Source organism: Mycobacterium sp. TH-M103 (assembly GCF_057473785.1).
Map to the genome: position 1 here is coordinate 1 of NZ_JBYCLG010000057.1, position 23,819 is coordinate 23,819.

A 23,819-nucleotide genomic window follows, 5' to 3' on the forward strand; every position below is an offset into this window, starting at 1 on the left:
GAGACGCTGGGAATGCCGCTGAAGTTTCGCGACGGAACCCATTTCGCGGCCCTCGACGGCGGGCCGGTGACCCTCGCGCTGGCGACCGCGGTGGACCACCCCATTCACGGACAGGTCGTCGTCGGCATCAAAACCGCCGACGTCGACGCCGCGGCCAAGGCGGTGGAGGACAGTGGCGGCGGCATCGTGCGGGCCCCCTACGACGACGCACACGAACGCCGTGCCGTGGTCTACGACAACAAGGGCAACGGCCTGGTTTTCTACAAGCCGCTGGCCCGGTGAAAGACGCCGCGCCGCAACACCGTTGCGCCTGACAGCGAATACGCGGCGCACCGGTGAATTAATTTCGCGTTCACTGCCCGTACCCGTCGGGCGGCCGTCGCTGCCACGAAATTGACGCACAATGTCGCGTCAGGCCGACAACGTGGCGTCGAAGGGGCCGGATGTCGTTTGTGATCGCAGTGCCGGAAACGTTGGTGTGGGCGGCCGGCGACCTGACCGGGATCGGCTCGGCGATCAGCGGCGCCCAGGCGGCCGCGGCGACGCGGACCACCGCGGTGCTGCCCGCGGCCGCCGACGAGGTGTCGGCGGTCATCGCGGCGCGGTTCAGCACCCACGCGCTGACCTATCACGCGCTGAGTGGGCGGGCGGCGGCGTTCGACGACCAGTTCGTGCAGACCCTGACCGCCGGCGTCGACTCGTATGCGACCACCGAGGCCGCCAACGTCGAGCAGAGCCTGCTCGGTGCGATCAACGCGCCCACCGAGGCGCTGTTCGGCCAGCCGCTGATCGGCAACGGCGCCAATGGGGCGACCTTCAACGGCGTCGGGCAGCCGGGTGGTCCCGGCGGGATCCTGTACAGCAACGGCGCCAACGGCGGCGCCAGCACGGCCGCCGGGCTGGCCGGCAGCGCTGATCGGCGTCGGGGGCACCGGCGGGCTCGGCACCGGCGCTGCGCGCAGCGGTGGCGCCGGCGGCAGGGAGGGTGACAGCGGGCGGCTGTTCGGCGTCATCGGCTCCGGCGGCGGGGGTGGCGGCGGCGCCTTCAACGGGGGCGGTGGTGGCGGTGGCGCCGGTGGCGCCGATCCGGGTTGGTGGTGGCTGTAGCACGGAACGCCGCGGCTACGGCAGCACCGTGTGCATCAACATCACGTCGTAGGCCGACCACAGCGACAGGTTGAAGTACAAGTCCCTGCCCGACGACCAGGGATGGATCATCGGCGCGTAGATGCCACCGGGCATCTGGAACGACGACACGAGCGGCTGCTCGGGACTCCACGGCCCCTGTGGGGCGGGCGCCGTCCTCGCCACGATGTCGTTGCTGCCGCCGTTGGTGTAGAGCACCAGGTACTGCTTGAGGTAGTTGTTGTACTGGGCCGACATCTCCCCGACCGGGCCCGGGATCACCGGCGTCGCAGCCCCCGGATCGGCCGGGACCCAGGTATTGGAGTCTCCGTTCCAGTACTGGTATTTGCTCAGGTCGGGCAGGACGCCCGGCTGCACCCGCGCCAGGTATGCGTTCCCGCCGCGGCCGGACGGGGTGCCGAACGAATAGAGGTAGCCGTCGTTACCCTTCATGAACGCGCCCATCTGGAAGTTCTCGTTCCCCGGGACGAACCGGGCGCCGGGGATGGCGTCCGGTGAGGCGGTTCGGATGGTCCCGGGGTACACGCCCCAAGTCTGGCCATTGTCAAGCGATCTCGCGATCGCCGAATAGTTCGTCGACCACTCGCCGTCGCGGCCCCATTGCCGGATGGACATGTAGTTCATGAACTGGGTTCGCCCGACGGAGATGGCCGCGGTGGGAATGATCCCCGTCTCGTGGGGGGCCTTGTGGATGCTGTTGACGACCTGTTTGGAAAGGCCGCTCGTCCAGACCGGCGACCCGGAGTACCTGTTGTTGGGTACGCCGTCGGCGATGTGGATGCCCTGGGACAAATCGCGGTCCGAGCTGCGGAAGAGCGTGTTGTAGCGCCACTGCTGGCCGTGCACGCTGCAGTAGCCGAACGTGTCGCCGAAGGCCATGAGCACCTGGTGGTTAACGGGATCCCCGTTGTCCCAGGCGATCCCGAGGTCGGTCCCGGAGATGCCGAACCGCTTGAGGGTTTGGTTGGGGCTGTTGGTCCCGGTCACGAAGTCGACGAGGGACGTCGGGGCCCCCGCGATAGAGGGCACCTCCGCCTCCGGCGCCGGCGGCGGTTGCACGGGTGCGGCGTTGGGTGCCAGCTGGGTCGCATTCGGCGGCGGCGGGGCCGGGGGGTTGGGCGCGGGCGGGACGACGCCCGCCTGCGGCTGCAGTGGTGCGGCGTACCGCGTGTTCGGAGCGACGGGCTTGAGCAGGGACGAGATCAGCGGACCTAGCTTCGGCAGCGGCGCGCTGTCGTTGGTGTGCGCGGGGCGACGACCCGTCGGCGGTTGCACCACGGGCCCGGGCGCCGGCATGGTCGGCTGGGTGTTGGGCGGCGGAATGTTCGCTTCCGGCGCACTGCAAGGCGTGGCGGTCGCCGACGGGGCGGTACCTATCGCGACGGTGAGTCCAATAGCAGCCGCCGACGCCATCGAAAGCGCCAGGCTTCGAAGAATCGCCGACATCTAACACCTTTCCGCGGGCAGAACCTCGCATTGACGCCGCAGTGGGCAAATGTGACGATAGTGATTCATGGGACGTTTGTGACCAGCGAGTTGCCGATGGGTATGCATCCGTGACCGTGTCGAAACCCAGCCGCTCCGCGGTCGACGGCCGCGGAACCGCCGTAGTCAACGAGCCCGCCCGCCTTCCCATCCCGGAAGACCAGCGGCAAACGTGGGGGGCCTCATCGTTTCCCCGCCGATCGGGCCTTGCGCGGCACGCCAGCGGTGGTCCTCTTGCGGCACGGCAGCTTCGTATCACGGATCGACAGTCTCCGGAGACGCGGAACTGCCGCCTGATGAGCCGGCCGGCTCCCCTTCTCGCAAAAGGGGCACGGCCCATGAAAGCCCGACACTCGCGGCACTACACTCGGCAGGCGATCAGCGTGGGGATCGCCCTCGCCGGAATGGCCTGGGACGCGAATTGGCATTCGAACACCCTCGTCTCCGCCACCGGCACCGAGACGACCACGCCCACCCCGCTCACGACGTTGCCGCCGACGCCGACGCTTTCCGCTCCCCTGGCGCCGTCAGCGCCTCCCACTCCGCCGCTGCGTTTGGCTCGGCGGCGCTCGAAACACCGCTCGCACCGTTGTACTATGGTGCGCGACTACCGCGGCACCACGGATGATCGCCGAAATGCGCTGCCACACAAGCGGTCCGATGCCCCTTGGGCTTGCGTGTCGAATTCCGATGTTTGTCTCCTGGCGCCGGGGGAAATGCGTCAGAAGAGGTGAGCGCGTCGGCCGGCCTACGCCCTCACCCAGGTCCCGTCGGTTCAGCCCGAGAGCCGGCGGGGCCGCTCTTTGTCCGAGTGAAGGGGTGTTGCCGCGGTCTGATCTCACCCAGCCGGCGTGCACACTGGTTGCGGCGGGTCCGCGGCCGCGACGCGCGGCTGCGTGGCGCGCCGAATCGGAGGAGCCGTGGACGAGCAGACGCATCGCCGCGCAACGCACTGGCCCGCGCAGTTGGCGCCGATCGGCGCGATCCGCTTCGCCCGGCGCTCGCCGAACTTCCGCGCCATGGTGCGGTTCTACCGCGATCTCGTGGGCCTGCCGACCTTCGAGACGTTCGAAGCCAGCTACGGCAGCACCGGTGCGATCTTCGGCCTGCCCAGCTGGAATCTGACGCTCGAAATCGTCGAATCGGTCGAGCCCGTCACGGTGGATCCCCACGACCAGCTGTGCCTGTACTTCCCCGACCAGCACGCAGTGCAGGCGGCGACCGCGTGGCTGCGGGCCGCGACAGCCGAACCGGTGCCACAGCACCCGTACTGGGAAGCGACCGGGCGATCACCTATCGGGACCCGGACGGTCGCGAAGTCGTGTTCGCGCCGTTCGTGTTCGGCGTCAACGAGCTCGCGGGCAGCGCCGACTCGGGGCGGCACGAGTTCCCCCCACGCTGAGCCTCACCGCCCGCCCGACGCCGCAGCGACGACGGCCACGAGCGAGCACGCAGCCGCGCACAGCGCGGCGATCGCCCCGACGTAGAGCCCGTACTCGGCCGACACCGGCGGATTGACGTTGAGCTGGTAGTACCACGCCGTCAGCCCCACCAGCAGCAGCGAAATGATTAGGGCGGCAACCGAAGAGACCTTCACCGATAAACCGCGGCCCACCATCGCCCCGGCGACCAGCAGAGCCGAGGAGAGCAACACGATGAGCTGCCCGGCACCGAAGCCGGGGGGAAGGTGCAGACTGCCGTGCGCACCCCCGATGGCGTTGGCCCAGCCCCCGCCGTTGACCGCCGTCGTCAGCCACGGCATCCAGGCGCTGGCCGAGATGACCAGCGCGCACAGTGCCACCAGCCAACCAGGGCCCAGCCGCCGAGTCATGGGTTCCCACATTAGTAGGGGGCTCGGACAGCGTTCCGCCTCGCCACGCGGCACCCGGGGCCGGCGCAGCCGTCAGTGGCGGGGGCGGCCGTCTCCGTTCAGGCCTGGGCGGGACGAGGTGCCGGTTCCCGTGAACACGGTGAGGAAGTTCTGCAGCGATTCGTTGATGTCGCTGCGCAATGCCGCCGCGACGATCATGCCGATCGGTCCGAACAGGGCCGGGCCGCCGAGGTGGACGTCGAAGCTGACGACGGAGCCGTCGTCCTTGGGCGCGACCTTGGCCATCAGCTTGACCTTGACGCCGCCGACACCGTCACCGTTGAGGGTCATGCCCTCCGGCGGCTTGTAGCGCACGACCGTCCATTTGATCCGGTTGTACATCCCCTTGACCTCGACGATCGACTCGATGACGGTGCCCTTGTCGATCTCGTCGGGCAGGGTGCTGCGCCACACCCGATGGATGGTCAGCCATTCCCTGAACCGGGACAGGTCCGAGGCGTGCTGCCAGGCCGTCTCCGGGGGCAGGGGCACGTCGATGGATCCCGAGAGTTTCGCCATCGCTCAGCCCTGCTGATCGGCCGTGGAACCGGCCGCCTTCTTGGCCTCTTCGGCCACCTTGTGGATGGTGTCGGAGTAGTTGCCCTGCGTCTTGTCGTCGACGAACGCGCCGGCGGTGTCGATGGCCTTCTCGACAGTCTCCGCGTTCTGCGACAGCAGGGCCTTCGCCTTGTCCAGGAATCCCATGCGCCCTTCCTTCCCCGGGAAACCCTACTCAACCGCTGCAAACCCTACTTTGCCTGTTGCCCGGCCTGCCGCCACAGCCGCGGGGACTCGCCGAGCATCCTGGCCCGCATCCACCACAGCGCCTCGATGGCCGCGGCACCCAGCACACCGATCGCCAGCGCAACCGCGGTGACCGTCACATTGGAAGGATCCAGCAGGAACTTCTGCCGGGCCAGCGGGATGCTGAAGATCACCACATAGGCCAGCCCGGAGCCGGCCACGAGCGCCACCCGCCACCACTGGTACGGCCGTGCCACCACGGCCAGCACCCACAGCGCGGTGACCAGCAGCGTGATCAGCGCGGCGGTCGACGCCTGATCCTGCTGCCGGAACGTGGCGTGGCGGCCCTGGTAGGCGGCCAGGTAGGAGACGAATGTCGCGACGCCCACGATCAGTCCGGACGGCAGCGCCGACGTCAGCACCCGCCGCACGAAACCGGGTTGGGCGCGCTCGTTGTTGGGCGCCAGCGACAGGATGAACGAGGGGATCCCGATCGTGAACCACGCCGCGATGGTGACGTGGATCGGCTGGAATGGGTAGAGCAGCGGATCGGCGTTCAGGGGTTTGGCGAACAGGCATTCGGTACCGACCAGCAACGCCAGCAGCACCGAATACACCGTCTTGGTCAGGAACAGGTTGGCGACCCGCTCGATGTTGCCGATCACCCGCCTGCCCTCGCCGACGACATAGGGAAGCGTGGCGAACCTGTTGTCCAGCAACACGATTTGCGCGACCGCCCGCGACGCCGGGCTGCCCGCACCCATCGCGACACCGATATCCGCGTCCTTGAGGGCCAGCACGTCGTTGACGCCGTCACCGGTCATCGCCACGGTGTGGCCGCGCGATTGCAGCGCATGCACGATGGCGCGCTTCTGGTCGGGGCGCACCCGACCGAAGGTGGTGTGGGACTCCAGCGCGTCGGCCAGGGCCGCGTCCCCGCCCGGCAGCCGCCGCGTGTCCATCGTCTCCCCGTACAGCCCGAGCTGACCGGCCACCGCGGCCACCGACACCGCGTTGTCGCCGGACAGCACCTTGACGGAAACCCCTTGCTCAGCAAAGTATTCCAAGGTATCGCGAGCGTCGGGGCGCACCTTCTGCTCGAGCACCACCAGGGCGACCGCTCGCACGCGGCCCGGTGCGCCCGGGCGGTCGACGGCATCCTCGGCGGCACCCAACAGCAACACCCGCAGCCCCCGCGCCCCGAGACGCTCGGCCTGCTGCGCGGCCGCCGACGCGGGGTCGAGCAGCACGTCGGGCGCCCCGATCACCCAGTGGCCGTGGTCACGGAAGGACACGCCGCTCCACTTGGTCGCCGACTTGAACGGCGCACTCGCCGTGGCGATCCAGCCGGGTGGGCGGTCGTAGGATTCTGCGATCGCCTGCATGCTGGCATTCGGTCGCGAGTCGGCGGCCGCCAGCGCGGCCAGGACGTCGGCGACGGCTTCGGAGGTCGCGGCCAGTTCCTGGACCTCGCGGACCCGCATGCCGCTCTCGGTCAGCGTGCCCGTCTTGTCGGCGCAGACGACGTCGACGCGGGCCAGGCCCTCGATGGCCGGCAGTTCCTGTACCAGGCAACGACGTTGGCCCAGCCTGACGACGCCGACGGCGAACGCGATCGACGTCAGCAGCACCAGCCCCTCGGGCACCATCGGCACCAGCGCACCGACCGTGCGCAACACCGACTGCCGCCACCCGACGTGGGTGGTGAACAACTGGGTGTAGATGGTCAACAGGCCCGCCGGCACCAGCAGGTAGGTGATGAACTGCAGGATCCGGTTGATGCCCTTGCGCAGTTCGGAATTCACCAGGCTGAACTTGCTGGCCTCCTCGGCGAGCCTGGCGGCGTAGGATTCCGGCCCGACGTTCGTCGCCCGGTAGGCCCCGGTGCCGGCGACGACGAAGCTGCCCGACATCACCGCGTCGCCGGTGTCCTTGGCGATCGGATCGGCCTCCCCGGTCAGCAGCGATTCGTCGATCTCCAGGTTGTTCTCCTCGACGATCTCGCCGTCGACGACAACCTGGTCACCGGGTCCCAGCTCGATGACGTCGTCGCGCACGACCTGCTCGGGCGGCAACGCGCGCGTCCCGCAGGCCCTGCGCACCAACGGTTTCGCCTGCCCGATGATCGCCAGCTTGTCCAGCGTCTGCTTGGCGCGGATCTCCTGGACCATGCCGATGACGCTGTTGGCGACGATCAGCAGGCCGAACAGCCCGTTGATCAACGAGCCGGTCGCGAGCACGATCAGCAGCAACACCCCCAGGATCGCGTTGATCCGGGTGAAGACGTTGGCGCGGACGATCGCGGCGACGCTGCGGGTGGCGCGTCGCGGGGTGGTGTTGCCCTGGCCGTCGGCGACCCGCCGGGCCACCTCGGCGTCGGTCAGGCCGACGGCGCCGCCCGGTGTCATCGGGTGAAGGTTCCCAGCTTCTCGGAGTCGAAGTACTCCAAGTTCAGCGTGGTGGCCGGGGCCCCGGAGAATACCGCCTTGGAAATCGTTCCGGGCGGCGCGTTTTCGTCGGTCACCGGGAAGGTGAAGGTATCGCCGTCCCAGTGCGTCAAGGGGAACGTCCGGTTTTTGGGACCCATCTCCAGCTGCAGCGCACCGTCGTGTTCGGTCACGATCGCCGGGCCCCAGTAGTCGCTGGTGTACACGCCCAGGTACTCGCCGAGCGGCCTGGCCGGCGCGGGATGGGCGGGGGGCTGCTTGCCGACCAGCGAGCCCTCGGGGTTGTTCATCCAGCCCATCGCCTTCTGGTAGAGCCCGGCCCAGTCCTCGCGGATCTGGCCGTACTGCACCAGATCCAGGAATTCGGCGGTCAGCGTCTCCGGCACTCCGATGGGCGCGGCGTTGGTCAGCGCGACGATGGCCAGGTCCTCGGACGGCAAGACCACGAAGTTGGTGGCGGCGCCCATCGTGAAGGCGCCGGAATGGCTCAGCTCGGTGCGTCCCGACGAGCTCACCGTGACGTTGAACCCGTGGCCATAGAAACCGGGGCGCGCCTTCGAGTTTGGGGCCGGGATCGAGACGACCTGCGGGGTGATGGCGGGCAGCAGCGCTTCGGCCGAGGTGATCCGCCCGCCGTCGTAGGCACCGTTGGCCAACAGCATCGCCAGCCAGCGCGCCATGTCGTTGACCGAGGAGCTCGCGCCACCGGCGGCCGACTGGGGGTCGGGATCCCGCTGGTAGCGCGGCTCCCACTTGTCCCCTACCTTGACGTGGCCGACCGCGTGGTCGGACCGGGCCAGGAAGTCGGCGTAGCGCGAGCTCGTCGACGCCATGCCCAGCGGCCGGTAGAGCACCTCGCCGGAAAGGTCCTCCCACGGTTTGCCCGCCGCCGCGGCCACCGCCTCGGCCGCGGTTGTCACGCCGAAGTTGGTGTAGGAGTATGTGTTTCGAAATGGGGCCAGCGGCAGGTACTTCAGCCTCTCCAGCGTCTGGCGGCGGTCGTAGCCCAGGTCCTCGAGCTTGTCGCCGGCGTGGTCGGGCAGCCCGGAACGGTGCGAATAGAAGTCGGCTACGGTCACGTGGCTGGTGACGTAGGGGTCGGACAGCGAGAACCACGGCAGCACCGACGTCACCGGCGTGTCCCAGGCGATCACCTTGTCGGTCACCTCGTGCGCCACCACCGTCGCACCCACCGACTTGGACAACGATGCCAGCTGGAAGACGGTGTCGGCGTCGACCCAGTTATCCTGACGGTCACCCCTGCTCGCGTCCCTGACCCCGAAACCCTTGGCGTACAGCGTTTTCCCTCCGTGCACGATGGCGACCGCCATGCCCGGGATGCCGCTGGTCTTCATCAGGTCGGCGACTAGGCCGTCGACTCTGGATACGGCGTCGCCGATGCGGCCGGGCGGGATGTCAACTCCCGAGAACTCGTTGGGTGGGGTCTGCGACACCGCCGACGGCGGGTTCGACAGGTGTTGTGCGGTTTCGCATCCGGTGAACGCCATCGACAACATCACGACAGCGGCCGTTGCCGCGCGTTTCGCCATGGCGGAACTCTAGCGTGGTACGCCGGTTGGCGGACTGATCGCTCGGGCACCTAAAGTGCGGGCGCATGGACATCGTGTTCGTCGACGCCGCCGCCTCGGCTTACGATCCGGACACGCCGTTCGACCGGCCCTTGGGCGGCTCGCAGTCAGCGGCCTGCTACCTGAGCACCGAACTGGTGAAGCTGGGTCACCGGGTCACGCTGGCCAGTCGTGACGCCGAGGTCAAGCTGGTGCGCGGGGTCCACTGCCAACCGATCCCCGTCGTCGAGGACGGCGCGCTCCGAAACGCAGACTGCGTCGTGCACCTGGGCGGGGTGCATGCCAGGCTCGCCGAACTCATGGCGCTGTGCCGGCCGCAGGCCCGCCACGTCCTGTGGACCGGCCTGGCGCACGACCAGCCGTTCGTCGCCCCCTTGGCGCAGCCCGAGATCCGGGCGCTGTTCCATGGTTTCGCCATGGTCAGCGAGTGGCAGGCCGACCGTTTCCACCAGGCGTTCGGGCTCGATCCCGCACGCATCGGCATCCTGCGCAACGCCGTCGGCCCGGCCTTCGCCGAGTTGTTCGCCGACGGCCCGATCCTGCCGGCCAAATCGGGCCCGCCGACCCTGTGCTACACCAGCACGCCCTATCGGGGGCTGGACCGGCTGCTGGACGCGTTCGCCCTCGTCCGGACCGCGGTGCCGGACGCCCGCCTCGAGGTCTACAGCAGCATGGCCGTCTACAACGCCCTGATGGACCCGTTCCGCCCGCTCTACGACGCGGCCCGCGACGCACCCGGCGTCGCCTATCACGGCTCGGTCGCCCAGCCGGCACTGGCAAACGCGCTGCGCGGCGCCGCGATGCTGGCCTACCCCAACACCTTCGCCGAAACGTCCTGCATCGCCGTGATGGAAGCGATGGCGGCCGGGTGCACCGTCGTCACCAGCGATCTCGGCGCTTTGCCCGAGACGGGCGCCGGTTTCGTCGAACTGATGGAGCCGCTGGCCGATCCCCACGCCCACGCCGAGGCCTTCGCCGAGCGCGTCATCAGCTCACTGGCCGCGCGCGAGGCCGATCCCGACGGCACCGAGGCCCGCCTGCGGGCTCAGGTCACCTACACGGTCGCCGAGAACAACTGGACCCGGCGCGCCGAGCAGTGGGATACCTGGCTGTCCATGCTGGGCTGAGGTCAGAGCCGCCACCAGGCGTCGGCGCTCGTGCGACCGGCCGGGCCGACGCGTTCGCCGGGCACCGGGACCGCCACCTCGACGCCGGCGGCTTCGGCGGCCTCGAGCAGACGCTCGACCGGCTCCGCCCACGGATGCGGGGCGAGGCGGAAGGTGCCCCAATGAACGGGCACCAACAGGCCCGACCCGGCGGCCGTCATGTCGAGATGGGCCCGCACCGCTTCCTCGGGGTTCATGTGGATGTCCGGCCAGGCCCGGTTGTAGGCGCCGATGGGCAGCAGCGTCAGGTCGAACGGCCCGTGGTCGGCGCCGATCCGGGCGAAGCTTGCGGTGTAGCCGGTGTCGCCGCCGAAATAGGCGCGATGACGCGGCCCGACCATCGCCCACGACGCCCACAGCGTGGTGTTGCGGTCCAGGAAGCGTCCCGAGAAGTGCCGCGCCGGGGCGCAGACCAGGGTGAGTTCGTCGACCCGGGCGCTCTGGTGCCAGTCGAGTTCGACGACACGGTGCTCGGGTATGCCCCACGCGCGCAGGTGAGCGCCCACCCCCAGCGGCACGAAGAACGGGGCCCGTTGCGTGCGGGCCAGCGTCATGACCGTGTCGATGTCGAGGTGGTCGTAGTGGTCGTGACTGATGACCACGGCGTCGAGGGCGGGCAGCGCCTCCAGCTGCACGGGCGGCGGATGCAGCCGCTCCGGGCCGACCACGTCCGACGGTGAGCACCGCCGGCTCCACACCGGATCCGTCAGCACCCGGTAGCCGTCGATCTCCAGCAGCGCGGTGGAGTGACCGAACCAGCTCACGGCCAGCCGGCCGGGGTCGCTGTCGAAGATCCCGGGCGCACTCAGCGGGATCGAGGCCGGCGGGCGGCTTCTGGCGCGCCCGGCCACCAGCTCCCAGGCGATGAGCCTCAGCTCCTCGCGGTCCACGGTGAACATCGACACCGGGTCCAGGTTGACGAAGACGCCGTCGCGGTAGTGTGGCGAGCGCTCCGCCACCGCCCGGATCGACGCGGGGTCCGCGCCCAGCGCCATCGGCGCGCCGTGCAGCGCGCGAACCACCCAGCCCCCGGCGGCCACCGAGGCCGTGCCGGCGGCCAGCCGCAGCGCCCCCCGCACCATGGCCGTCAGGCGCCCGTGAAGTTGGGCGGCCGCTTCTCGATGCGGGCGACCTGGGCCTCGACGACGTCCTTGCTCGCCCACGCCTTGTCGAAAAGCTCCTTGTGGATCGGCAGCTGATCGTCCATGGCTCCGTCGTCGTTGAGCACCCGCTTGGCGTGCTGGATGGCCAGCGGGGCCAGGCCGGCGATCTCGTCGGCCCACGCCTGGGCGTCGGAGAGAGTACCGATGCGGTTGGCCATCCCGGTCTGCAGCGCCGTCTCGGCGGTCAGCTTCTCCGCGGTCAGCAGCATCGCGCTGGCCCGGCCGTGGCCGACCAGCGAGGCCAGTCGGCGGATGCTCCAATTGTCCAGGGCCAGACCGTACTTCGACGTCGGGAACTGGAAGAACGCCTCAGGTGCGACCACCCGCAGGTCACAGCGCATGGCCAGCTGCAGTCCCGCGCCGATGGCGGGGCCGTTGACGGCGCCGATCACCGGGATCAGGGTGGCGTCCATCAACCGGTGCAGTTCGATGAGCCGGTCAGGGTAGTCGGCCGCGAAGGCGTCACCGCTCAGGTCGGCGCCGGCGCAGAACGCGGTGCCCTGGCCGGTCAGCACGATCGCCCGGACCGTCCCGTCGCCGGCCTTCTGGAAAGTCTCCCGCAACTCCTCGACGAGCTGGGAGTTCAGGGCGTTGCGACGCTCGGGTCGTTGCAGCTCAATGGTCAAAACGGCCCCGGCCTGGGTGACACCGATCATGGAGGCCACCCTATATAGCCTCGTGTCGTGAGTCGTATCACGGCCGGTCAACTCCGGGACGCGGTGCTGGACGAGGGATCCTTTCTCAGCTGGGACGGTGCGCCGCCACCGTTGCCGCTCAGCGAGTCCTACGAGCGGGAACTGGCCGAGGCGCGGGCCGCCACCGGTCTGGACGAATCGGTGCTCACCGGCGAGGGCCGGATCTACGGGCGCCGGGTGGCGGTGATCGTCTGCGAGTTCGGCTTCCTGGGCGGCTCGATCGGGGTGGCCGCGGCCGAACGGATCACCGCCGCGGTCGAGCGGGCCACCGCCGAGCGGCTGCCGCTGCTGGCCTCGCCGAGTTCCGGCGGCACCCGTATGCAGGAGGGCACCGTCGCGTTCCTGCAGATGGTGAAAATCGCGGCCGCGGTGACGCTGCACAAGCGGGCGCACCTGCCCTACCTGGTCTACCTGCGCCACCCGACCACGGGCGGGGTGTTCGCTTCGTGGGGATCGCTGGGCCATGTCACGATCGCCGAGCCGGGCGCCCTGATCGGCTTTCTGGGTCCGCGCGTCTACGAGTTGCTGTACGACGAACCCTTCCCGGAAGGCGTGCAAACCGCGGAGAACCTGCAACGCTACGGAGTCCTCGACGGTGTCGTCGCCCTCGACGAGCTGCGCCGGACGCTGGACCGCGCGCTGACGGTCATCGCCGACCCCGCGGAACCGCTGCCGGATCCGCCACCGGCGCGACCGATCGCCGACGTGCCGGCGTGGGATTCGGTGATGGCTTCCCGGCGACCGGACCGGCCGGGCGTCAGGTTCCTGTTGCGGCACGGCGCGAGTGACGTGGTGCTGTTGTCGGGCACCGGTTACGGCGAGGCGGCGACCACCCTGCTGGCGCTGGCGCGATTCGCCGGCCAGCCCGCGGTGGTGCTGGGCCAACAACGGGTGACTGGCGGTCTGGTCGGGCCGGCCGCGTTGCGCGAGGCCCGGCGCGGCATGGCGCTGGCCGCCGAATTGCGCCTGCCCCTGGTGCTGGTGATCGACACGGCCGGGCCCGCGTTGTCGGCCGAGGCCGAGCAGGACGGGCTGGCCGCCCAGATCGCCCAGTGCCTGGCCGAGCTGGTGACGCTGGACACCCCGACGGTGTCGGTGCTGCTCGGGCAGGGCAGCGGCGGGCCGGCGCTGGCGATGGTCCCCGCCGACCGCGTGCTGGCCGCGCTGCACGGCTGGCTCGCGCCGTTGCCACCCGAGGGGGCCAGCGCGATCGTCTTCCGGGACACCGCACACGCGGCCGAGCTCGCCGCGATCCAGGGCATCCGCTCGGCCGAGTTGCTGGCCGCCGGGATCGTCGACGTCGTGGTGCCCGAGGAGCCCGACGCCGCCGACGAACCGGCCGAGTTCAGCCAGCGAATGTCGCAGGCCATCGCCGCCGAGCTGCACGCGTTGCGGAACGTGCCGGACGGCGAGAGGCTGGCCGCGCGGCTGCGACGCTACCGGCGCATCGGCTTGCCCTGAACTTTGCGGCGCCGTGTCATGTCGCAGAGGTCACAAGCCGCCAGTCCTCGCCCAGGCCGTCCGCCGTGACGGTCTCGCCCTCGGCCTCGATGTGAACCGTCGCGTTGCCGAGTCGCAAATTGGTCAGCGCGATCGTGCCCCACGTGGACGGCAGCTGAGGGGACACGGTGAGGACGCGATGTGGCACATGCGGTTCAAGCCCCAGAAACGACCGGAGGAGGAGCAACGGCGCCGCGCTGGCCCACGCTTGGGGTGAGCAGGAGGTGGGATAGGGCACCGGCGCAGCGAACTGTGAACGGTCAAACCCGCAGAACAGCTCGGGGAGGCGCCCCCCGAATGCTGTTGCCGCATCAAGGAGGCCGGTGGCGAGGCGTTCGGCCAGCGCTACTGCGCCTGGCACATGCCGGTAGCGCAGCAAACCGGCTACGACGATGGCCGTGTCATGCGGCCACACGGAGCCGTTGTGGTAGCTCATCGGGTTGTACGCGCCCATAGTGGTCGCCAGCGTGCGTAATCCGAACCCGGAGTCCATCTCGGGACCGGACAGCCGCTCGATGACGGCCGCAGCGTGCTCATCCGTGGCAATCCCAGTCCACAGACAATGACCGACATTGCTGGTCAATGCATCGACCGGACGCTTAGCACCGTCGAGCGCAACCGCATACCAGCCTTTATCCGGCAGCCAGAAGGCCTCGGCGAAGTCGGCCCTCAGTTTCTGGGCACGCTTCCGTAGCTGTGCCGCTTTGGCGGCGTCGCCGAACGCATCGACGAGCTCCGCTCCCGACATGAGGGCCGCATACAAGTAGGCCTGAACTTCGCACAACGCAACGGGAGGTTCGGCCAGGCGGCCGACGGCGTCGTTGACGCCATTGAAGCTGTCCTTCCAACCCTGGTTGATCAACCCCCGGTCGGTGGCGCGCTGGTACTCGATAAAACAGTCGCCATCACGGTCGCCATAGCGTTCCGCCCACGTCAATGCCGCGTCGGCGGCGGGTAGCAGCGACCGTACCGACGCTTCGTCGGCACCCCAACGCCATGATTCGGCAAGTAGCATCACGAACAGCGGGGTGGCATCGACCGCGCCGTAATAGACGTTGCCACCCAAAACGTCGGAGCTGGCCGGACCGCGCCGGATTTCATGCATGATCCGGCCTGGTTGTTCCTCCGTGACCAGGTCGACGTGCCGTCCTTGCAATGCTGCCAGTCGCTGTAGTGTGCCGATCGAAAGTCCCACGTCCAGCGGCAACGCCATCCAGGCGGTCAGCAAGCTGTCCCGACCGAACAACGTCATGAACCACGGCGCCCCGGCCGCGACGAACACCCGGTCGCGGCCGTCGTCGCCGCGGTTGTGCTCGTCGTGAATGAGCAAGGCGCCGAGGTCGCTTTCGGTTTGACGCAACACCTGCGCTAACGCCGGATTGTTCGTCTCGACCGTAGTCGCGGTGTCGTGCCACGCCTCGATCTTGCGCGCCGGGGCGGTCGACTCGACATCTTCGCCGCGGCGAAAACGAGTGCTGATCTTGTGTTCCGCCCATGTCGGCTGAACCACGATTTCCGTCCGCCAGCATTTTCCTGGGGGCACGACGGCACGCCAATTCAGCGACGCGGGCAACACCACCGCGCCACCGGTTGCGGTCACCGCCACGCCACGCACCCGATCGCCCCGCTCGCGCAACAAGAGTTCCCCGTCAGTGACCGTCATTTCCGCTGCACCCACCAGCGCCCGCCCCTCCTTGACGGCGAACAGGTCGGCGAAGTCGGCATCGACGTGCAGTTCGAGTGACACAACCGTCGTCTCCTTGTCGAGGTTGTGCAGCGAAATGGTCTCCCGCAGCCCATCGCCGACCAACCGCTCGCGCACCACGAGCAACGTGCTGTCCACCAATCCCGAACGTGGAGCCCGACGCGAAATAAACTGCGCAGCGAATGCTTCCGTCGATTCGACGGATAAAGACTCGGCGACCTGACCGTCCACGCGCAACTCCCACCGTGATAACACCCGCGCATCCCGGAAAAACAACCCGTGCGAACCGCCTACCAGGACGTCGCCGTGGCGGTCGGATAGGCAGAACGTTCCGCCTTCGAGCAGTGTCACCGTGTCGCTGCCGAGACCGATCGCGGCTGGAGCTCCGGTGTTGAACGCCGCCGGCCCCGTCATGCGCTCACTTTCCGTCTGGCATCGGCTACCGGGAGCTCAAGGGTTTCTACCGACCGCCAGCCCGGCACACGACGAGCTGATGCCTGGTGTCGCAGCACCTTTCGGTAAATCCGCTCGTAGGCAGCGCCGAACTGCGTGACTTCGAAGTTCTTAGCAACGTGATGCCGGCAAGCGAGCGAATCGATCGACCGCGCCCGTTCGATCGCAGCGGGCAGATCATCGACCACATCACACACCACGCCCGTCACACCGTCCACGACCACCTCTGGGACGGCCCCTCCACGCAACGCGACGACGGGCGTGCCGCACGCCATTGCTTCGATCATCACGATCCCGAACGGCTCTTCCCATTGGATGGGGAACAGCAGACAACGGGCCCCGGCCAACAGCTTCCGCTTGCTCACACCGTCAGCCTCACCGAACACGTGGTCGTCCGCGGTGAGCAGCGGCCGTACGCAGTCCTCGAAGTACTGCTTTTCCGCCGGCTCGTTGCACTTGCCGGCCAACACCAAGGGAAGACCTGCCGCGTGCGCCGCCTCCAGAGCCAAGTGCGCACCCTTGTAAGGAGCGTACCTGCCGAGGAAGAGAGCGTAGTCGGCTTTTTCGGTCTCGAACGGCCAATCGTCCAACCTCAGCGCGTTGTGCACTCGGCCGATCCAGTTCAGGTCCGGGGCCAGGGCTCGCTGCCTGTCGCTGATCGCCACCAGCCCGACATCGCCGCTGAGCTCCCGGTAGTAAGGATGCAGATCGTCGTCGATGGGACCGTGCACCGTCACTACCGTCGGCACCCCGAGCGCGTGGTAGACCGGTGCGTTGATCGGGCCGGCGAAGGTGTGGTCGTGCACGATGTCGACACCCTGGGCAGCGACGATCCGGGTGATGGCACTGCGCACCTTCAGAGCGTGCATCACCTCCGGATACGGCTCGCCCAGCCGGTCGTGCATGGTGCGATCCCACAACGGGATGAAGTGCGCTGTCGTGCCGGGTTCTCCGGCGCCGAGCAAGGTGACCTGGTGCCCGCGATCTACGAGCGTGTCGGCCAGGTCCGCTACGACGGCCTCGACACCGCCGTAGCCGTGCGGCGGAACGTCGAAATAGGGCGGAGCGACGAGGACGATCCGCAGGGGACGGCCGGAGTCCGAGACTTCGGACGGAAAGACGAAATCGGCACCGCGCATTGAAGTTTCCTCCTTGTCACTTGATCACACGCGTTAGCAATCTCATCCGATGAGTGCTAATTATGGCCCCTCCGCACACGACGTGCCATCGGCCCGTCAACACCACCGGTAGGTGGGCGCAACGGCTGGCAGTCCGCGACAATCAAGGGATGCCGTACACCCTTGTCCCGGCTCCGAAGACCAGTGCCCGGGCTCGTCGCGCCCTGGAAGCGGTGAATTTCAGCATGGCCGACATGGAGGCCGGCATGGGCCCTTTCCTGGGTGTTCTGCTGGCCGGCCGTGGGTGGGCCACTGGCGCCATCGGTGCAGTGATCACCATCGGTGCGATTGTCGGAATGGCCGCCGTCGCACCCGCAGGGGCGTTGGTAGACGCCACGCGGCACAAGCGAGCATGCGTCATCCTGGCCGGTTCAGCCGCCGTTGCAGCTGCGGCGGTGATCCTGACGGCGCACAATTTCTGGGTTATCGCCGCCGCCCAGGCCACCATGTGCGTCTCGGGTGCCACAATCGCCCCCGCACTGATCGGCATCACGCTGGGCGTCGTGGGCCAGGACGGTTTTGCGAAGCAATTCGGTCGCAACCAGGCCTACAACCATGCGGGCAACATGGCGGGAGCGGGCATCGGCGGCCTACTCGGTTTGGCGTTCGGATACGTTGGCGTTTTCGGGCTGGCTGCGATGTTCGCCGTGGCGACGATCGCGGCGGTACTGGCCATTCCTCCCGGCCACATCGAACACCACATTGCCCGCGGGGAGGCGCGCAGCGACGACGAAACTCCGGTAAAGGCTATGCGGGTCCTCGCGGGGTCGCGCCCTCTGTTGGTGTTGGCCGCCGCGTTGGTGCTGTTCCATCTGGCAAATGCCGCCATGCTGCCGCTATACGGGCTTGCCGTGGTCGCCAAGCAGGCCAACCCGTTCACCACCGTGGCGAGCACGGTCGTCGTCGCCCAGGCGGTGATGGTTCCGGCCGCGCTTATCTCGACGCGGATCGCCCAGACGCGTGGCTACTGGCCGGCCATCTTGATCGCATTCGCCGCCCTACCAGTTCGAGGCCTGCTCGCCGCGAACGTCATAACGACCTGGGGGGTGGTCCCGGTGCAAATACTGGACGGTATCGGTGCAGGCATGCTGTCGGTGGCGGTGCCCGGACTGGTGGCCCGCATTCTCGACGGCACCGGCCACATCAATGCCGGTCAGGGTGTCATCATGGCAGCGCAGGGCCTCGGCGGCGCGCTCAGTCCACTGCTAGGCGGCGTCGCGGCCCAACACCTCGGGTTCCCGTTCGCATTCGCCATGCTCGGCGGATTGTCCGTGGGATCAGTGATCATCTGGCTGGGATTCGCCGCGACCCTGCGCTCGATCGACCGCCGCATGGTCGCCGGACAGTCGGTGTAGTCGGGCGAAGCGGCGACCCGGCCCGTCGGCCTCCCCGCGCCAGGGCCAGCGATCCGGCAAAATGGTCGGCATGGACACTGGTGCGACCTCGCCTCGGGTTTTGGTCGTCGACGACGACTCCGACGTGCTTGCCTCGTTGGAACGCGGTCTGCGCCTGTCCGGCTTCGAGGTGTCGACGGCGGTCGACGGCGCCGAGGCCTTGCGCAGCGCCACCGAGACGCGCCCCGACGCGATCGTGCTCGACATCAACATGCCCGTCCTGGACGGGGTCAGCGTGGTGACCGCGCTGCGCGCCATGGACAACGACGTGCCGGTCTGCGTGCTGTCCGCCCGCAGCTCCGTCGACGACCGGGTGGCGGGCCTGGAAGCCGGCGCCGACGACTACCTGGTCAAACCGTTCGTGCTGGCCGAGCTGGTGGCGCGGGTCAAGGCGCTGCTGCGACGTCGCGGCGCGACCGCGACGTCGTCGTCGGAAACCATCACCGTGGGTCCGCTGGAAGTCGACATCCCCGGCCGGCGGGCCCGGGTCAACGGCGTCGACGTCGACCTGACCAAGCGGGAGTTCGACCTGTTGGCGGTGCTGGCCGAGCACAAGACCGCGGTGCTGTCGCGCGCCCAGCTGCTGGAGCTGGTGTGGGGTTACGACTTCGCCGCCGACACCAACGTCGTCGACGTGTTCATCGGGTATCTGCGCCGCAAGCTGGAGGCCAACGGCGGCCCCCGCCTGCTGCACACCGTTCGCGGGGTCGGGTTCGTGCTGCGTATGCAGTGACCGAATCGAAGCGGGTCATGCGTGTTTTGTCGCGGATCTTCGCCCGTACGCCGTCGCTGCGAACGCGGGTCGTCGTCGCGACGGTCATCGGCGCGGCGATTCCGGTGCTCATCGTCGGCACGGTCGTCTGGGTCGGGATCACCAACGACCGCAAGGAACGACTGGACCGCCGGCTCGACGAGGCCGCGGGCTTTGCGATCCCGTTCCTGCCGCGCGGCCTGGACGAGATACCGCGTACGCCCAACGACCAGGACGCCATCATCACGGTTCGGCGCGGTGACCTGGTCAAGTCGAATTCGGGCGTCACGTTGCCGAAGCTCAACGTCGACTACGCCGACGACTATGTGCACGGCGTGCGGTACCGGGTGCGCACGGTGGAGATCCCGGGCCCGCAGCCGACCTCGGTGGCCGTGGGCGCGACGTATGACACCACCATCGCCGAGACCAATAACCTGCACCGCAGGGTGCTGCTGATCTGCGGTTTCGCGATCGGGGCGGCGGCGGTGTTCGCCTGGCTGCTGGCGGCCTTCGCGGTGCGCCCGTTCAAACAGCTCGCCCAGCAGACCCGCTCGATCGACGCGGGCGACGAGGCGCCACAGGTGGAGGTGCGCGGAGCCAGTGAGGCGGTGGAGATCGCCGAAGCGATGCGGGGCATGCTGCAGCGAATCTGGAGGGAGCAGAACCGCACCAAGGAGGCGCTCGCCTCGGCCCGCGATTTCGCGGCCGTCTCTTCGCACGAACTGCGCACTCCCCTGACCGCGATGCGCACCAATCTCGAGGTGTTGTCCACCCTCGACCTGGCCGAAGACCAACGCACGGAGGTGATCAACGACGTCGTGCGCACCCAGTCGCGCATCGAGGCCACGCTGAGCGCGCTGGAGCGCTTGGCACAGGGCGAACTGTCGACGTCTGATGACCACGTGCCGGTGGACATCACCGAGTTGCTCGACCGGGCCGCCCATGACGCCACCCGGGTCTACCCCGACCTCGATGTCTCACTGGTGCCGTCGCCCACCTGCATCATCGTGGGGCTGCCGGCGGGGTTGCGTCTCGCCGTGGACAACGCGATCGCCAACGCCGTCAAGCACGGCGGCGCCACCCGGGTCCAGCTGTCGGCGGTCAGCTCTCGGGCCGGAGTGGAGATCACCGTCGACGACAACGGCAGCGGAGTGCCCGAGGAGGAGCGCCGGGTGGTGTTCGAGCGGTTCTCCCGCGGGTCCACGGCCTCGCATTCGGGGTCGGGCCTGGGGCTGGCGTTGGTGGCCCAGCAGGCCAAGCTGCACCGCGGCATCGCATCGCTGGAGGACAGCCCGCTGGGCGGCGCCCGGCTGGTGCTGCGGCTGCCCGGTCCCTGCTGATCAGGCCCACGCCATCACGCGAAAGCCCGCCGACTCCGCGGGTCACTTCCTCCGGGAGCTGTTACGCCAGGGCGTGAAGGCGGCCCGCACAGCCGCCTGCTCGTCCTTGAACCAGACTTGGGCGACCGTGAGGTAATAGGCAGGGTCGTCGGGAGTGTAGAAGAGCCGGGTATCCGAGCGCCCCTTCACCAACCAGCCCGACGGTCCGCCACCCTCGGGGGTGGCGCGGGCGGAGCCGGGACCGTACGGCGCATACGGCAGCGTGGGCCGCTTTGGCGGCGCCGCTTTGGCAGGCCGCGGCCTTTTGCCGGGTGGGGCCTTCTTCACCGGCGGGGCCTTCGCGGGTGGGGCCTTCTTCGCGGGCGGGGGCTTGCGCACCGGCGCCGTCGCGGCGGGCGGGGGCTTGCGCACCGACGGGACCGGCGGGCCGCCTGGGGCCTCGTTCACCGGCTGGACCGGCGTGCCGGGCCGCGTCGTCCAGGGTGACTCATCGGTCACCGGGAACTCCGTGGTCACCGGCTCCTCGGCGACCGAGTGCCCCACAGGCGGCGACTCTCCGGGCACCGGTGCCTCCTCAGCCACCGGGGCCGCTTCAGTAACCGGGGCCTCTTCAGCACGGGGGGGCTCCGCGACAACCGGCACCTCCTTAGCCACCCGGGTCTCTTCGGCACGCGGGGCCTCTTCGGTAAGCCGGGCCTCGTCGACAACCGAGGCCTCCTCAGCCACCGGGGCCTCCTCAGCCACCGGGGCCTCCTCTGCCACGGGAGTCGCTTCAGCACGCGGGGCCTCTTCACCACTCGGGGCCTCCTCAGGGGCCTCCACGGTCACCGACTCCGCGACAACCGGGGCCTCCACGACAACGGGGGCCTTCCTTGCCAACAGGTCCTCGATACCGGAGGCCCTCCGGGCCACCGGCCGCTCAGCCGCCGGCATCGGCTCCTCGGCAACCGCGAGTTCTTCCGCCGACGCCGGCTCCTCGGCAACCGGGCTTTCCCTCGACAACAAATCCTCGACAGCCGCGGGGCTGGCCGGCACAGGTTCCTCGACGGCCGGGGCCTCCCCCTCTTCCTCGGCCGGGGCCTCCGTCGCCACCCATTCGTCGGGAACCGCAACCGTCGTGGTCAACAAGTCGACAGCGTGAGCCCCCTGCGCGCTAGGCCACTCAAGAGTGCTGGGCGGCGGACCGGGTGGCTCCCCGATGCCCGCCATTGCGGCCTCCAGTGACTTCTCCAACAGCGAAGAGCCCTTGGCCGGGCGCAGTATCAGCGCGGACGTCAACACCAATCCCATGACGAAGGACAAGCCGACCAGCCACCAGTGCACGTGACTCATCGCCGCACTCCGGTCTCCTCGCCGGTCAGACCGGCAAAAACTTTCCTGGCGGCGCTGCGCTTGACCAGTCTCGTCGCGATCACCCAGGCGAGGGCCGAGCCCGCCACAAAAGCCAGCAGGTACCACAACCACTGGATGATGAAATCCATGCTGCTTCTCCTTAGCTGACCATTATTCAGCTGACCACTATTTCGACGCGGCGATTCTTGGCGCGGGCCCCGGCCGTGTCGTTGGGAACCACCGGGTTGACCGATCCCAGACCCTTGACCACCAACTGGCCGCTGGGGACGCCACGGCCAGCCAGGAAGTCAGCGACCTTTTGCGCTCGTTGGCTGCTCAGCGCAATGTTAATGGCCTCGGTGCCGTTGTCGTCGCTGTAACCGTTGATCGTCGCTCGGGCCGAGGGACATGCCTTCAGCTGCTCCGCCACCTGGCTGAGGCTTTGCTCGTCGGCCGGGGTCAAGCTGAACCCGTCTGCACCGAAGGCGATCTGCCCACCCGTCACCGCGTTGATGGCCGAGGGTAGATCCGGACACGCCGCGGGGGGCGGTGGAGGCGAGCCGGGTTCTCCGGGGGACGCCGTCCCCGTGACCACGAGACTGTCGACCACGTTCACACCCGACCACGTGGTCGCGGCGTCACGCTCCACCGCTATCTTCTCGTCCTGCGATCCGGTGGTACCCGCCAAGATGATCGTGTTCCCATTGACCGTCAGATTGAAATCGAGAATCGACGCGCTGTCTTTGAAAAGCACTCCGGCATTTGAAAAGTCGAGTGAATCGACTTTGGGGTCGATAATAATTTGGTCGATGATGTTGGTACCCGGGCCCAGGGCCTTCTTGAGCGCCGCGATCAAAGCCGACTTGTCGGAATCATCCGGGAAATTACCGCTGAGCGCGACGTCGTTGCCGTTACGGACAATGGAAAGCGGCGCCAGGGACAACTTCGGGGCTTCGGCTTTGTTCGGCGGTGTCAAGGTCGGGAGCGCACCGGTCGGTCCCGTGGTGGCGGCCGGGCGGTCCAACGCGCCGTAGCCGATGACCGCTATCAGCAATGGAATAACGACGAGGGCAATTAGCCAGGGCAGGCCGAGTGACCGCCGGAAAGACAACGGAATGACCAACAACGCGATCAGCCAGGGACGACCCAGCGACCGCCGGAACATTTCCGGACTTCGCCCCGGGTCTGTTGTCTCGGGCGGTCGACTCAAACCCGTCCCTAAACTCACTTCCGCCCCCTAGCTCAATTTCCATCCCCGTGCCCGTCGGTTCTTCGGGCGATATGCAGCCTACCTAGTCCGGAGCGGCGCGACTTTAGGTCGGGCACACTGGAGCGATGGGCAACGGCAGTAAACCGACCGACACCGAAACGCTGGGGCGCATCCGCGAACTGGTCGCCGAGGAGAAAGCGCTGCGGTCGCAGGTGCAGCACGGCGACGTCAGCGCGTCCGAGGAACACGAGCGCCTGCGCCGGCTGGAAGTCGAGCTCGACCAGTGCTGGGACCTGCTGCGGCAGCGCCGGGCGCTGCGCGACAGCGGTGGCGATCCCCGCGAGGCGGAGGTACGTCCGCCCGACGAGGTCGAGGGCTACCTGAGCTGACGCAACGCACGGCGGATGTCGGCGTCGGCGTGGTGAGCGGCGGCCACAACGGGCTGGTCGCGGCCAGGGAGCCGAAATCGTCACCGGCGCCGACGTCCTACGCCGTCGACCCGGACGGGCGGGCGCGTTACCGCGTCGGGGGCCAAGACCACGTGGTCCGTGGGCGGTTCCTCCTGGCCGGCGTCACCCCCGCGGTCCTCGACGGGTTACTCGGCGGACCATGGTGTGCGGGTCGGGCGCCCGCCGCGGTGGTGCGATGTCG

General features: G+C 68.6%; 21 protein-coding genes and 3 pseudogenes. 10 read left to right on the plus strand and 14 right to left on the minus strand.

All coding sequences use genetic code 11. The features are described from left to right. The coding region (locus AC2VOR_RS02750) for a VOC family protein (protein WP_486963168.1) at nucleotides 1–282 on the plus strand (282 nt) is incomplete at its 5' end. A gap of 161 nt (nucleotides 283–443) precedes the next feature. After that, nucleotides 444–1,083 (plus strand): annotated as a pseudogene (locus AC2VOR_RS02755) (PE family protein); the annotation flags it as partial. A 39-nt stretch (nucleotides 1,084–1,122) separates the two neighbouring features. Here the strand turns inward: AC2VOR_RS02755 and AC2VOR_RS02760 are convergent. Together AC2VOR_RS02760 and AC2VOR_RS02765 are read right to left on the minus strand one after the other, a co-directional pair. Next, nucleotides 1,123–2,592 (minus strand): DUF4185 domain-containing protein, encoded by a 1,470-nt coding sequence (locus AC2VOR_RS02760; RefSeq protein ID WP_369737138.1) that lies wholly within the window; start codon nucleotides 2,590–2,592, stop codon nucleotides 1,123–1,125. A 400-nt stretch (nucleotides 2,593–2,992) separates the two neighbouring features. Continuing rightward, nucleotides 2,993–3,172: a hypothetical protein gene (locus AC2VOR_RS02765; RefSeq protein ID WP_369737137.1), complete on the minus strand. Its 180-nt coding sequence runs from the start codon at nucleotides 3,170–3,172 to the stop codon at nucleotides 2,993–2,995. 379 nt (nucleotides 3,173–3,551) lie between these two features. Between AC2VOR_RS02765 and AC2VOR_RS02770 the strand changes: the two are divergent. After that, nucleotides 3,552–4,033 (plus strand): annotated as a pseudogene (locus AC2VOR_RS02770) (VOC family protein). Between the two features lie 3 nt (nucleotides 4,034–4,036). Here the strand turns inward: AC2VOR_RS02770 and AC2VOR_RS02775 are convergent. From AC2VOR_RS02775 to AC2VOR_RS02795, 5 genes are all read right to left on the minus strand, one after another. Beyond that, a complete protein-coding gene (locus AC2VOR_RS02775) occupies nucleotides 4,037–4,462 on the minus strand; it encodes a hypothetical protein (RefSeq protein WP_369737136.1) in 426 nt (141 codons plus the stop codon). A 72-nt stretch (nucleotides 4,463–4,534) separates the two neighbouring features. Next, a complete protein-coding gene (locus tag AC2VOR_RS02780; RefSeq protein ID WP_369737135.1) occupies nucleotides 4,535–5,020 on the minus strand; it encodes a type II toxin-antitoxin system Rv0910 family toxin in 486 nt (161 codons plus the stop codon). A 3-nt stretch (nucleotides 5,021–5,023) separates the two neighbouring features. Then, complete coding sequence (locus AC2VOR_RS02785; protein WP_369737134.1) at nucleotides 5,024–5,206, minus strand: antitoxin; 183 nt, start codon at nucleotides 5,204–5,206, stop codon at nucleotides 5,024–5,026. Nucleotides 5,207–5,250: 44 nt separating this feature from the next. Next, nucleotides 5,251–7,653, minus strand: a complete 2,403-nt coding sequence (locus tag AC2VOR_RS02790; protein WP_486963169.1) for a cation-translocating P-type ATPase — start codon at nucleotides 7,651–7,653, stop codon at nucleotides 5,251–5,253. Beyond that, a complete protein-coding gene (locus AC2VOR_RS02795) occupies nucleotides 7,650–9,242 on the minus strand; it encodes a serine hydrolase (RefSeq protein ID WP_486963170.1) in 1,593 nt (530 codons plus the stop codon). Before AC2VOR_RS02795 ends, AC2VOR_RS02790 begins: the two co-directional genes overlap by 4 nt. A gap of 65 nt (nucleotides 9,243–9,307) precedes the next feature. Here AC2VOR_RS02795 and AC2VOR_RS02800 point away from each other — a divergent pair, with 65 nt between their 5' ends. Beyond that, complete coding sequence (locus tag AC2VOR_RS02800; protein ID WP_486963171.1) at nucleotides 9,308–10,408, plus strand: glycosyltransferase family 4 protein; 1,101 nt, start codon at nucleotides 9,308–9,310, stop codon at nucleotides 10,406–10,408. A 2-nt stretch (nucleotides 10,409–10,410) separates the two neighbouring features. Here the strand turns inward: AC2VOR_RS02800 and AC2VOR_RS02805 are convergent, their stop codons facing one another. Together AC2VOR_RS02805 and AC2VOR_RS02810 are read right to left on the minus strand one after the other, a co-directional pair. Beyond that, the gene (locus AC2VOR_RS02805) at nucleotides 10,411–11,529 is read right to left on the minus strand and encodes an MBL fold metallo-hydrolase (RefSeq protein WP_486963172.1); all 1,119 of its coding nucleotides are present in this window, start codon (nucleotides 11,527–11,529) and stop codon (nucleotides 10,411–10,413) included. A 5-nt stretch (nucleotides 11,530–11,534) separates the two neighbouring features. Continuing rightward, nucleotides 11,535–12,266 carry an enoyl-CoA hydratase gene (locus tag AC2VOR_RS02810; protein WP_369737129.1) on the minus strand — a complete coding sequence of 244 codons (732 nt, stop codon included), beginning with the start codon at nucleotides 12,264–12,266 and terminating at the stop codon, nucleotides 11,535–11,537. 27 nt (nucleotides 12,267–12,293) lie between these two features. Between AC2VOR_RS02810 and AC2VOR_RS02815 the strand changes: the two genes are divergently transcribed. Continuing rightward, nucleotides 12,294–13,766, plus strand: coding sequence for a carboxyl transferase domain-containing protein (locus AC2VOR_RS02815; RefSeq protein ID WP_369737128.1), 1,473 nt, complete (start codon nucleotides 12,294–12,296; stop codon nucleotides 13,764–13,766). A gap of 16 nt (nucleotides 13,767–13,782) precedes the next feature. Here AC2VOR_RS02815 and AC2VOR_RS02820 read toward each other — a convergent pair whose 3' ends face one another. Continuing rightward, nucleotides 13,783–15,924 carry an amylo-alpha-1,6-glucosidase gene (locus tag AC2VOR_RS02820; RefSeq protein ID WP_486963173.1) on the minus strand — a complete coding sequence of 714 codons (2,142 nt, stop codon included), beginning with the start codon at nucleotides 15,922–15,924 and terminating at the stop codon, nucleotides 13,783–13,785. Beyond that, nucleotides 15,921–17,102, minus strand: a complete 1,182-nt coding sequence (locus tag AC2VOR_RS02825; protein ID WP_369737126.1) for a glycosyltransferase family 4 protein — start codon at nucleotides 17,100–17,102, stop codon at nucleotides 15,921–15,923. Before AC2VOR_RS02825 ends, AC2VOR_RS02820 begins: the two co-directional genes overlap by 4 nt. 149 nt (nucleotides 17,103–17,251) lie before the next feature. Between AC2VOR_RS02825 and AC2VOR_RS02830 the strand changes: the two genes are divergently transcribed. The 3 genes from AC2VOR_RS02830 (at nucleotide 17,252) to AC2VOR_RS02840 (ending at nucleotide 20,626) form a co-directional block, all read left to right on the plus strand. Continuing rightward, a complete protein-coding gene (locus AC2VOR_RS02830; protein ID WP_369737125.1) occupies nucleotides 17,252–18,496 on the plus strand; it encodes an MFS transporter in 1,245 nt (414 codons plus the stop codon). A 61-nt stretch (nucleotides 18,497–18,557) separates the two neighbouring features. Beyond that, nucleotides 18,558–19,268 carry a two-component system response regulator PrrA gene (gene prrA / locus AC2VOR_RS02835; protein ID WP_369737124.1) on the plus strand — a complete coding sequence of 237 codons (711 nt, stop codon included), beginning with the start codon at nucleotides 18,558–18,560 and terminating at the stop codon, nucleotides 19,266–19,268. Between the two features lie 17 nt (nucleotides 19,269–19,285). Beyond that, nucleotides 19,286–20,626: a HAMP domain-containing sensor histidine kinase gene (locus AC2VOR_RS02840; protein WP_369741448.1), complete on the plus strand. Its 1,341-nt coding sequence runs from the start codon at nucleotides 19,286–19,288 to the stop codon at nucleotides 20,624–20,626. 42 nt (nucleotides 20,627–20,668) lie between these two features. On the opposite strand, the gene arfC is transcribed toward AC2VOR_RS02840, so the two are convergent. Genes arfC through arfA form a run of 3 tightly spaced genes read right to left on the minus strand, consistent with a single transcriptional unit; the run spans nucleotide 20,669 to nucleotide 23,123 of the window. Continuing rightward, nucleotides 20,669–21,958: a channel accessory protein ArfC, sunset domain variant gene (gene arfC, locus AC2VOR_RS02845; RefSeq protein WP_369737123.1), complete on the minus strand. Its 1,290-nt coding sequence runs from the start codon at nucleotides 21,956–21,958 to the stop codon at nucleotides 20,669–20,671. Continuing rightward, entirely contained in the window at nucleotides 21,955–22,107 is a 153-nt protein-coding gene (arfB, locus tag AC2VOR_RS02850) for a channel accessory protein ArfB (RefSeq protein ID WP_369737122.1), read from the minus strand. The genes arfC and arfB overlap by 4 nt, the downstream gene beginning before the upstream one ends. Before the next feature lie 26 nt (nucleotides 22,108–22,133). Beyond that, entirely contained in the window at nucleotides 22,134–23,123 is a 990-nt protein-coding gene (gene arfA / locus AC2VOR_RS02855) for a channel-forming protein ArfA/OmpATb (protein WP_486963174.1), read from the minus strand. Between the two features lie 170 nt (nucleotides 23,124–23,293). Here arfA and AC2VOR_RS02860 point away from each other — a divergent pair, with 170 nt between their 5' ends. Together AC2VOR_RS02860 and AC2VOR_RS02865 are read left to right on the plus strand one after the other, a co-directional pair. Continuing rightward, nucleotides 23,294–23,557 (plus strand): DUF2630 family protein, encoded by a 264-nt coding sequence (locus AC2VOR_RS02860; protein WP_369737120.1) that lies wholly within the window; start codon nucleotides 23,294–23,296, stop codon nucleotides 23,555–23,557. 67 nt (nucleotides 23,558–23,624) lie between these two features. Next, nucleotides 23,625–23,814: pseudogene (locus AC2VOR_RS02865) on the plus strand (NAD(P)/FAD-dependent oxidoreductase); the annotation flags it as partial. Between the last annotated feature and the right edge of the window lie 5 nt (nucleotides 23,815–23,819).

Excerpts from the sequence above, each read along its gene's own strand:
- AC2VOR_RS02785 (WP_369737134.1), bottom strand. The coding sequence starts at position 5,206 with ATGGGATTCCTGGACAAGGCGAAGGCCCTGCTGTCGCAGAACGCGGAG.
- AC2VOR_RS02805 (WP_486963172.1), bottom strand. The coding sequence starts at position 11,529 with ATGGTGCGGGGGGCGCTGCGGCTGGCCGCCGGCACGGCCTCGGTGGCC.
- prrA (WP_369737124.1), top strand. The coding sequence starts at position 18,558 with ATGGTCGGCATGGACACTGGTGCGACCTCGCCTCGGGTTTTGGTCGTC.
- AC2VOR_RS02800 (WP_486963171.1), top strand. The coding sequence starts at position 9,308 with ATGGACATCGTGTTCGTCGACGCCGCCGCCTCGGCTTACGATCCGGAC.
- AC2VOR_RS02825 (WP_369737126.1), bottom strand. The coding sequence starts at position 17,102 with ATGCGCGGTGCCGATTTCGTCTTTCCGTCCGAAGTCTCGGACTCCGGC.
- AC2VOR_RS02775 (WP_369737136.1), bottom strand. The coding sequence starts at position 4,462 with ATGACTCGGCGGCTGGGCCCTGGTTGGCTGGTGGCACTGTGCGCGCTG.
- AC2VOR_RS02830 (WP_369737125.1), top strand. The coding sequence starts at position 17,252 with ATGCCGTACACCCTTGTCCCGGCTCCGAAGACCAGTGCCCGGGCTCGT.
- AC2VOR_RS02795 (WP_486963170.1), bottom strand. The coding sequence starts at position 9,242 with ATGGCGAAACGCGCGGCAACGGCCGCTGTCGTGATGTTGTCGATGGCG.
- arfC (WP_369737123.1), bottom strand. The coding sequence starts at position 21,958 with ATGAGTCACGTGCACTGGTGGCTGGTCGGCTTGTCCTTCGTCATGGGA.
- arfA (WP_486963174.1), bottom strand. The coding sequence starts at position 23,123 with ATGTTCCGGCGGTCGCTGGGTCGTCCCTGGCTGATCGCGTTGTTGGTC.
- AC2VOR_RS02780 (WP_369737135.1), bottom strand. The coding sequence starts at position 5,020 with ATGGCGAAACTCTCGGGATCCATCGACGTGCCCCTGCCCCCGGAGACG.
- AC2VOR_RS02790 (WP_486963169.1), bottom strand. The coding sequence starts at position 7,653 with ATGACACCGGGCGGCGCCGTCGGCCTGACCGACGCCGAGGTGGCCCGG.
- AC2VOR_RS02760 (WP_369737138.1), bottom strand. The coding sequence starts at position 2,592 with ATGTCGGCGATTCTTCGAAGCCTGGCGCTTTCGATGGCGTCGGCGGCT.
- arfB (WP_369737122.1), bottom strand. The coding sequence starts at position 22,107 with ATGGATTTCATCATCCAGTGGTTGTGGTACCTGCTGGCTTTTGTGGCG.
- AC2VOR_RS02810 (WP_369737129.1), bottom strand. The coding sequence starts at position 12,266 with ATGATCGGTGTCACCCAGGCCGGGGCCGTTTTGACCATTGAGCTGCAA.
- AC2VOR_RS02860 (WP_369737120.1), top strand. The coding sequence starts at position 23,294 with ATGGGCAACGGCAGTAAACCGACCGACACCGAAACGCTGGGGCGCATC.
- AC2VOR_RS02820 (WP_486963173.1), bottom strand. The coding sequence starts at position 15,924 with ATGACGGGGCCGGCGGCGTTCAACACCGGAGCTCCAGCCGCGATCGGT.
- AC2VOR_RS02840 (WP_369741448.1), top strand. The coding sequence starts at position 19,286 with ATGCGTGTTTTGTCGCGGATCTTCGCCCGTACGCCGTCGCTGCGAACG.